Here is an 8,767-nt window from a genome sequence, read left to right on the forward strand (position 1 = left end):
GCGCTGGCGCGGCGCGCGGCGGCCCAGCAGGCCGCAGCGCAACAGCAGGCCAATCCCTTCGCACAGCAGCTCAACGTCACGCCGGCGCGAACGCCCTGAGCCTGCGGACCAACAGACCAGGCGGGAACGGATCAGGCCGGACCGGTCGCGAGCGGCGGTCCATCGGGCAATCCCCATTCGGCCCAGGAGCCATCATAGAGCGCGCTGCCGCGCACGCCCAGCCGATAGAGCGCCAGCGTCAGCACCAGCGCAGAGACGCCAGATCCGCAGCTCGTCACGATCGGTTTCGTCATGTCGACCCCGGCGCCTGAGAACGCCTGGCGCAACTCATCGAGCGGCTTCATCGCGCCGGTCGCAGCATCGAACAGATCGGCATAAGGCACATTGCGGCTGAACGGAATGTGCCCGGGGCGGCGGCCCGGCCACGGCTCGGCGACACTGCCCTCGAAGCGCGGCCGCGGTCGCGCGTCGACCACCTGCTCCCTGTGAGTGGTCAGATTGTCGAGCAATTGTGCCTTGCTGCGCAGATAAGCGGGATCAAGCTGCGCCTGAAACTGTCCCGGCTTCGGCGCCACCTTGCCGGCCTCGACCGGACGGCCCTCCGCGCGCCACTTCTTCAGGCCGCCGTCGAGCACCTTCACGCCGCGATGGCCGAACGACAGGAACATCCACCACGCCCGGGGAGCCGCGACCCAGCCGCCGGCATCATAGGCCACGACGGTATCGCCTGAGGAGATGCCAAGCGCCGACACCTCGCGCGCGAAGGCTTCCGCACTCGGATACATATGCGGCCGCGGATCGTTCGGATCGGCGATGGCGTTGACGTTGAAAAACACGGAGCCTGGAATGTGGCCGGCGAGATGGTCGTCCTCCGGCAGCGGCAGCACGCCGGGCATCTTGTAGGAGGCGTCGATGATCTTGACCCTGGGATCATCGAGGTGGGCGGCGAGCCAGTCGGTCGTGACCAGCGGATCGTCGGTGGTTGTCATGGATGCAGTCTCCGGCCTTTCAGTTGATCGTCATTGCAGCACGAGGCCGTCCAAAGGACCGCGCCGCTTCCGCTCGCCCATGCCCGGCAATCCGGCTTCTTCGAAACGATGGACACGTGGGATCAAGTCCATGTGTGCCGCAGGTTCAATCCTTCTTGGGCTCCCGCTTTTCAACCGGTCCGCCCGCGTCGCGCCAGGCGGCGAAACCGCCGCCGATATGGGCGACCGGTTTCAGCCCCATGTCCTGCGCAGTTTTGGCGGCGAGAGCCGAGCGCATGCCGCCGGCGCAATGGAAGATGAATTTCTTGTCCTGCTGGAAGATCGGCTTGGCATAGGGGCTCGACGGATCGATCCAGAACTCCAGCATGCCGCGCGTGCAGGAGAACGCGCCGGGGATCTTGCCGTCGCGCTCGATCTCCCTGGGATCACGGATATCGACGATGATGACGTCGCTGCTTTCGGCCGCCCTGATCGCGTCCGCCGCGCTCAGGGTTTCGATCTCGGCATTGGCTTCATCGATCAGCGATTTGATGCCGCGGTGAATGGTTTGGGGCATTTTGTTGTTTCCTCCTCGTGGCGTCATTCCGGGGCTCGCCCAGCGCGAACCTCAGATGCGCAATTGCGCATCGGGGATCTCGAGATTCCGGGTTCGATGCTTCGCATCGCCCCGGAATGACGATCGACTATCGCACCAGTTCCTTCATCGCACCTTCCAGACCTTCGATCGTGATCGGATACATGCGATCCGCGAAAATGCGACGGATGATCGTGGTCGATTCCGAATAGTCCCAGTGTTTCTGCGCCACCGGATTGAGCCACACCGCATGCGGATAGGTGCGGATGATGCGATCGAGCCAGACCGAGCCGGCCTCCTCGTTGACATGCTCGACCGAGCCGCCGGGCACCATGACCTCGTAAGGCGACATCGAGGCGTCGCCGACGAATACGACCTTGTAGTCATGCGGATATTTGTGCAGCACGTCCCAGGTCGGCGTGCGGTCGGTGAAGCGGCGGCGGTTCTGCTTCCAGACGCCCTCATAGAGGCAGTTGTGGAAATAGAAATATTCCATGTGCTTGAATTCACTCTTCGCCGCCGAGAACAATTCCTCGACCTGCTCGACATGGGAATCCATCGAGCCGCCAATGTCGAAGAACACCAGGACCTTGACCGCGTTGCGCCGCTCGGGACGCATGTGCACGTCGAGATAGCCGTGGTTGGCGGTCTCCTTGATCGTGGTGTCGAGATCGAGTTCATCGGGAGCGCCGGTGCGGGCGAACTTGCGCAGCCTCCGCAGCGCGATCTTGATGTTGCGGATGCCAAGCTCGACATTGCCGTCGAGATCCCTGAACTCGCGGCGATCCCAGACCTTCACGGCGCGGAAATTGCGGTTCTTGTACTGGCCGATGCGGACGCCTTCGGGATTATAGCCGTGGGCGCCGAACGGGGAAGTGCCCGCAGTGCCTATCCATTTGTTGCCGCCCTGGTGCCGGCCCTTCTGCTCCTCGAGCCGCTTGCGAAGCGTCTCCATGAGCTTGTCCCAGCCCATCGCCTCGATCTGCTTCTTCTCGTCCTCGGTGAGGTATTTCTCGGCCAGCTTCTTCAGCCATTCGGCCGGAATGTCCGCCTTCTCCATGGCGTCGAGCAGGCTCTCAAGCCCCTTGAATACGGTGCCGAACACCCGATCGAACTTGTCGAGATTGCGCTCGTCCTTCACCAAGGCCGCGCGCGCGAGATAGTAGAAATTCTCCACCGTCTGCTCGGCGAGGTCGGCGTCGAGCGCTTCCATCAGCGTCAGATATTCGCGCAGGGTCACGGGGACCTGCGCATCGCGGAGCGAAGTGAAGAACTGCAGAAACATGGTACTTTAGATCGCCCGCCCGGCCCACTGCGTCAAGGGCCCCCAAGGTTCTGACCAGCGTCCTGACCGGGGTCCGGAAGGCCTAGACCTCCCCGGTTTTTCAATTACTATCCGATCCCGAGCAGGCTTTATCCCCCGTAACATCAGCCAAATCCGCTGTTGGGACGACCACAATCGCCCCAAACCGGCACGATGCGCGTGCTGCGCGCGGCAGGAATAGACCATAAGGCACGGACCAAAGATGAAATTTACCGGTACCAAGGATTACGTCGCCACCGATGACCTCAAGGTCGCCGTCAACGCCTCGATCGTGCTCGAACGCCCGCTTTTGGTAAAGGGCGAGCCGGGTACCGGCAAGACCGTGCTGGCCGAGGAGGTGGCGAAGGCGATCGGCGCGCCGCTCCTGACCTGGCACATCAAGTCGACCACCAAGGCGCAGCAGGGCCTCTACGAATATGACGCGGTATCGCGGCTGCGCGACAGCCAACTCGGCGATTCCAAGGTGTCCGATATCGCCAACTACATCAAGCGCGGCAAATTGTGGGAGGCCTTCACCGCCGAGCAGCGGCCGGTGCTGCTGATCGACGAGATCGACAAGGCCGACATCGAGTTTCCCAACGACCTCCTGCTCGAACTCGATCGCATGGAATTCTTCGTCTACGAGACCGGCGAGACCATCAAGGCCAAGCTGCGTCCGATCGTGATGATCACCTCCAACAACGAGAAGGAATTGCCGGACGCGTTCCTGCGCCGCTGCTTCTTCCACTACATCAAGTTCCCCGACGTCGACACCATGAATCGGATCGTCGACGTGCATTTTCCAGATATCAAGAAGCGGCTGGTGGAAGAAGCGCTGCGGATCTTCTTCGAGGTCCGCGAAGTGCCGGGCCTGAAGAAGAAGCCCTCGACCTCGGAGCTTCTGGATTGGCTGAAGCTCCTGCTCAACGAGGACATCACGCCGGAAATGCTCAGGGAACGCGACCCGCGCAAGCTGATCCCGCCGCTGCACGGCGCGCTGCTGAAGAACGAACAGGACGTGCATCTGTTCGAGCGGCTGGCGTTTTTGAGCCGACGGGAAGTGTGACCGAACGGCTGGCAGGCGATTCGCATTCACCCGTCGTCATTGCGAAGGATTGGGCCGGCACTGGTCGTCACCTGAACGTCGTCAGGGTCGATGCATGCGGGACCCTTCGGCGATGCTGCAGATTTTCCGATCTTCCCCAGTCTGGCAGACAAACAAATTCTCGTGGCATTGGTGTCGTCTGTTTGTGCGATCACGGGCTGCGCGCTGACGGAGGAAACCTAAAAGTCGGGAAGTCCTTTGTTCCCCGTCTTTGTTACGAGGCAACGTTCTTTGGTCGCCCTTTTCCTCGCGACGTCTCCAAGGTTGCAGACTTCGGCGCGACCGTTACCAACGCGCTGGCTGGGTTTCTCGAAGCAAGCCCTGCGGCGCAATAGTTTGCTGCTTTCTCCAGTACCACGTTCAATGTTCTGGTCACTCAAGGCATTGTCGTCCGATTCGGGTCATCGGGCGGCACGCGCGCGGCGGCGCTCAGTGGACCGTCTCAACGATTGGTCCGGAGCGAAGCCACCAACGAGATCACCGCAAGCAGGACGATGACACTGCCGTAGAGATAGGCGACGGTTGACAATCCGATCAGCGGCACCGAAATGCCGGCCGCGACGGCCGGCAGGCTGAACGCCAGATAGGATTGCAGATAGTAGGCGGACAACAGGCCGGCGCGTTCGTGGGGACCGGCCGTGGGCAGCAACGCGCGCAGCGTTCCGGAGAAGGTCGATCCGAATCCCGCTCCGGCGATCGCGCTCCCCCCCAGCAGCGCGGCGACCTGATGCTGCCCGATCCCCCACAGGGAGACAGCGACACCCAACGCCAACGTGCCGGTGCCTGCCAGGACCAGACGTCGCGCCGGCCAATCCCGCAACGCCGCCACCGTGAGCGCCGCCGTCAACATCAGCGCTGAAACGACGACACCTCCGATCCAAGGCGAGCCGACGCCCATCGCCGTTGCCAGCACGGTCGGCATCAGCGAAAGGTAGAAGCCGCCGAGCGCCCAGGCCGCCATGTTGGCCGGCGTGAGCCTGATCAGGACTGATCTCGACTGTGCCGGCACGCCGAAATGCGGGCGAAGCGAGGCCATGGCTCCCGACTTTCGTCCGCTGCTTTCGGGCATCGCCCAGAGCAGCGCGATCATCAGCGCCGTCAAACTCAAGAGAACCTGGTAGACGCTGTGCAGCGGATCGGGCGCGAAAGCAATCAAGGCGGCGGCTCCGAGCGCGCCGACCGTCATGCCCAGAAACGTGGTGACACTGTTGAGCAGAGGACCGCGCACGCGGTTGGTATCGAGAATCGCAGCCCCCAGCGCGGTGGTGCCGACGCCGACGCAAAGTCCCTGAACGGCGCGCGCCAGGATCAATTGCCAGACGTCCCGGGCCTCCGCGAACAGGATCATCGCCGCGGCATTCAGCAGCAGCGCCGCCAGGATCACCGGCCGGCGGCCAACATAATCGGACAATCGGCCGACCGTCAGCAGCGCCGCCAGCAGGCTCGCGACATAGACCGCAAACACGATCGTGATCCAGAACGGCGTCAAATGCATCGACGCCTGATAAAGCCGGTAAAGCGGCGTCACCGCGCTGCTGCTCGCCGCGATCAGCATCGCGCCGGCGAAGCTGAACAGCGTCATGGCGCCCGTAGACAGCGAACGGCTCCGGCTCCCGAGGTCACCGCCGAGCACGTCGCTGGAGGCTGGCCCGAGTTCAGAATTAGCAGGGCAGGCTTGCATGACGGATCCTAAAGCTAATATATTGCGTTAGGAATAGAAGCCGAAGATCAACCCTAAAGCAAATTATTTGCGTTAAGGCGGACCTGCATTTGGGCATGGCAAGGTTGCAAGGAGCGTGACCGTGACTGTCAAGGAAAGGGTGCGGGTCGGGGGACGGAGTGCCCGCATCCAATGCGCGGTGCATGAGGCGGTGCGGCGTCTCAGCGCCACGACCGACCGCGATGATCTCACGGTGCCTCAGATCGCGGCCGAGGCCGGGGTGACGCCGTCGACGATCTACCGGCGCTGGGGCGACCTCTCGGCGCTGCTGGCCGATGTCGCCGTCGAGCGGCTGAGGCCGATCGCCGATCCCGAAGATACCGGCGCCATAACGTCAGACCTGCGGGCCTTCATCGAACAATTCATGGAAGAGATGTCATCTCCCGTCGGACGGGCGCTGATCAGGGATGTGTTCTCGCCGTCGCAAACCGCCTACCCGGTCCAGTGCGCATGCTTCACGCAGGATCATCTCGCCACCATCGTCGCCCGGGCAAAAGCCCGCGGCGAGGCGCCTTTCGATATCGACGAGGTGACCGACCACGTGGTGGCGCCGATCATCTATCACATCCTGTACGGCGACCGGGAATTGACGCCGGACTACTGCCGTTCGTTGCTGGATCGGATCAAATCGCCGGCAAGGACGGATTAAAGCGACGGTTCGGAAATCAGACGCGGCGCTCCCAACACGTTCGCAAGGTATCGCTAGGCCGTCACATGCTCCGGAACCTTCGCCGCCTCCGGCGCGCTCTTGCCGCGGATCATGTCGCTCGCCTTGTCGGCGATCATCATGGTGGAGGCGTTGAGATTGGCCGAGATCATGCGCGGCATGATCGAGGCGTCGATCACGCGCAGGCCTTGCAGCCCATGCACGCGCAGCTGGTCGTCGACCACGGCCCAGGTCGAGTCGGCGGGCCCCATCCGGCAGGTGCAGCCGGGATGGAACGTGGTGGTGCCGCGCTGCGTGGCGGCCGCCAGCAGCTCCTCGTCGGTCTGCACGCCGGGTCCGGGAAAATCCTCATAGTCGTAATAGGGCGACAATGGCGACGATCTGAGCAGCCGGCGCGCCAGCTTCATGCCGGCGACGACGACGCGGCGATCAAGCTCCGCTGTCAGATAGTTGGTCTGGATGATCGGCGGCTCGAACGGATCGGCGGAGCGGATGCGGACATAGCCGCGGCTCTCCGGGCGCTGCTGCCAGGACGCGACCGTCATGCCGGGCTGATCTTCGAGCTGGCCCTGCACGCCCTCCTTGTAGCTCGCCGGGGTGAAGGTGAGCTGCAGATCGGAGCTCTCGGTGGTCTCGCCGGAATGCCAGAAGCAATAGACCATGGTCGGCGACAGCGACAGCAGCCCGCGCCGTGTGGTCGCCCATTTCAGCGCCTCGACCCACAGGTGCCAGCCCTGCCTGAGCTCGTTGATGGTCTTGATGTTCTTGACCCGCGCGACCGAGCGCGGCGCGTAATGGTCCTGCAAACCCTCGCCGACGCCCGGCAGCGCGTGGCGCAGCTCGATGCCGTGCGACTGCAGCAATTCGGGCGAGCCGACCCCCGACAATTGCAGCAGTTGCGGCGAATTATAGCTGCCGCCGGACAGGATCACTTCCTTGCTGGCGCGGACGTCGAGGGGCGTGCCGCCGCGGCCGCCCTTGACATAGCGCACGCCGACCGCGCGCTTCCCCTCGAAGATGATGCTGGTCGCGTGCGCATGGGTCCGGACATCGACGTTGGGGCGTTTTCGCGCCGGATGCAGAAATGCGGTGGCGGCGCTGACGCGCAGGCCGTTCCTGATGGTGCGCTGGGCGTAGGAGACGCCCTCCTGGATCGCGCCGTTGTAATCGGGATTGCGGGGAATGCCGAGGCTCATCGCGCCGGCCATGAAGGCCTCGCATAGCGGGTCCCGCCACTCCATCGTCGTGACGGTGAGACTGCCGTCGCGGCCGCGATAGGCATCGTCGCCCTCGCCGACCCGGCGCTCCATCCGCTTGAAATAGGGCAAGACGTCCGAATAGCTCCAGCCGCGATTGCCGAGTTGCGCCCAGGTGTCGAAATCCTGCCGCTGGCCGCGGTTGTAGATGTGACCGTTGATCGAGGAGGAGCCGCCGAGCGTCTTGCCGCGCGGCGCGTAGATGCTGCGCCCGCCGGTGTAGGGCCCCACCTCCTGCTGGTAGGCCCAGTTGACGCTCTTCATGTGGAACGTCTTGATGAACCCCGCCGGCAGATGGATGTAGGGGTGCCAGTCGCGGGGACCTGCCTCGAGCACGCAGATGGTTGTGCCGGGATCCTCGCTCAGGCGGTTGGTGAGCACGCTTCCCGCGGAGCCTGCGCCCACGATCACATAATCGAACGTTTCCATTTGACCCTGACAAGCGGCGCTAGCGCGCCTTTTCGTTGAGCTGATAGTTCAAGTGAGCTCTCACCGTCGGCCATTCGGCGGCGATGATGCTGTAGACCACAGTGTCGCGCAGCGTGCCGTTCGGCGCAATCTGGTGGCTGCGCAGAATGCCGTCCTGCTTGGCGCCGAGCCGCTCGATGCCGCGACGGCTCTGATGGTTGAAGAAGTGGGTGCGGAATTCAACCGCGATGCAATCAAGCCGTTCGAAGGCATGGGAAAGCAACAGCAATTTGCACTGCGTATTGACGGCGCTGCGCTGCACGCGCTTGGCATACCAGGTCGAGCCGATCTCGACGCGGCGGTTCGTCGCATCGACGTTCATGTAGGTGGTCATGCCGGCGACTTTTCCATCGGCATCAAACACCGTGAACGGCAGCATCGCACCGGCTGCCTGCAGGCCGAGCCGGCGATCGATCTCCTTGGCCATGTCCTCCGGGCGCGGCACGGCCGTGTACCAGAGCTTCCACAAGTCGCCGTCCTTCACGGCGTCGGTCAGCCCGTCGCGATGGGCTTGCGACAGCGGCTCGAGCCGCGCATGCGGACCGCTCAAGGTGACGGGTTCAAGCCAGGGCATTCGGGACTCCGTTGGTGCTGTTGTTCATCGGGGCGCCGTCGCGTGAACCGCAGACGACGGGGACGATACTCCGTCATTCCGGGATGGTGCGCCAGCACCGGACCCGGAATG

At 63.5% G+C, this 8,767-nt stretch carries 8 protein-coding genes; 2 read left to right on the forward strand and 6 right to left on the reverse strand.

Annotated elements, in window-relative coordinates; genetic code table 11:
• Window positions 1-131: 131 nt before the first annotated feature.
• The 3 genes from sseA to WCB02_RS10795 all read right to left on the reverse strand — a co-directional run bounded on the left by sseA (window position 132) and on the right by WCB02_RS10795 (window position 2,848).
• Window positions 132-989, reverse strand: a complete 858-nt coding sequence (gene sseA / locus WCB02_RS10785; protein WP_423958118.1) for a 3-mercaptopyruvate sulfurtransferase — start codon at window positions 987-989, stop codon at window positions 132-134.
• A 145-nt stretch (window positions 990-1,134) separates the two neighbouring features.
• Window positions 1,135-1,545, reverse strand: a complete 411-nt coding sequence (locus WCB02_RS10790; RefSeq protein ID WP_423958119.1) for a rhodanese-like domain-containing protein — start codon at window positions 1,543-1,545, stop codon at window positions 1,135-1,137.
• Between the two features lie 127 nt (window positions 1,546-1,672).
• On the reverse strand, window positions 1,673-2,848 hold the full coding sequence (locus WCB02_RS10795; RefSeq protein ID WP_423958120.1) for a vWA domain-containing protein: 1,176 nt from the start codon (window positions 2,846-2,848) through the stop codon (window positions 1,673-1,675).
• Window positions 2,849-3,089: 241 nt separating this feature from the next.
• Here WCB02_RS10795 and WCB02_RS10800 point away from each other — a divergent pair, with 241 nt between their 5' ends.
• Window positions 3,090-3,932, forward strand: coding sequence for an AAA family ATPase (locus WCB02_RS10800; RefSeq protein ID WP_423958122.1), 843 nt, complete (start codon window positions 3,090-3,092; stop codon window positions 3,930-3,932).
• A gap of 481 nt (window positions 3,933-4,413) precedes the next feature.
• Here the strand turns inward: WCB02_RS10800 and WCB02_RS10805 are convergent, their stop codons facing one another.
• Window positions 4,414-5,553, reverse strand: a complete 1,140-nt coding sequence (locus WCB02_RS10805) for an MFS transporter (RefSeq protein ID WP_423958123.1) — start codon at window positions 5,551-5,553, stop codon at window positions 4,414-4,416.
• A 220-nt stretch (window positions 5,554-5,773) separates the two neighbouring features.
• Here WCB02_RS10805 and WCB02_RS10810 point away from each other — a divergent pair, with 220 nt between their 5' ends.
• The gene (locus tag WCB02_RS10810) at window positions 5,774-6,340 is read left to right on the forward strand and encodes a TetR/AcrR family transcriptional regulator (protein WP_423958124.1); all 567 of its coding nucleotides are present in this window, start codon (window positions 5,774-5,776) and stop codon (window positions 6,338-6,340) included.
• A 53-nt stretch (window positions 6,341-6,393) separates the two neighbouring features.
• Here the strand turns inward: WCB02_RS10810 and WCB02_RS10815 are convergent, their stop codons facing one another.
• Together WCB02_RS10815 and WCB02_RS10820 are read right to left on the reverse strand one after the other, a co-directional pair.
• Complete coding sequence (locus WCB02_RS10815) at window positions 6,394-8,043, reverse strand: GMC family oxidoreductase (RefSeq protein WP_423958126.1); 1,650 nt, start codon at window positions 8,041-8,043, stop codon at window positions 6,394-6,396.
• Window positions 8,044-8,062: 19 nt separating this feature from the next.
• Entirely contained in the window at window positions 8,063-8,656 is a 594-nt protein-coding gene (locus WCB02_RS10820; RefSeq protein ID WP_423958127.1) for a GNAT family N-acetyltransferase, read from the reverse strand.
• Window positions 8,657-8,767 lie beyond the last annotated feature (111 nt).

It is taken from the genome of Bradyrhizobium sp. (assembly GCF_049581145.1).
Classification (GTDB): Bacteria; Pseudomonadota; Alphaproteobacteria; order Rhizobiales; family Xanthobacteraceae; genus Bradyrhizobium.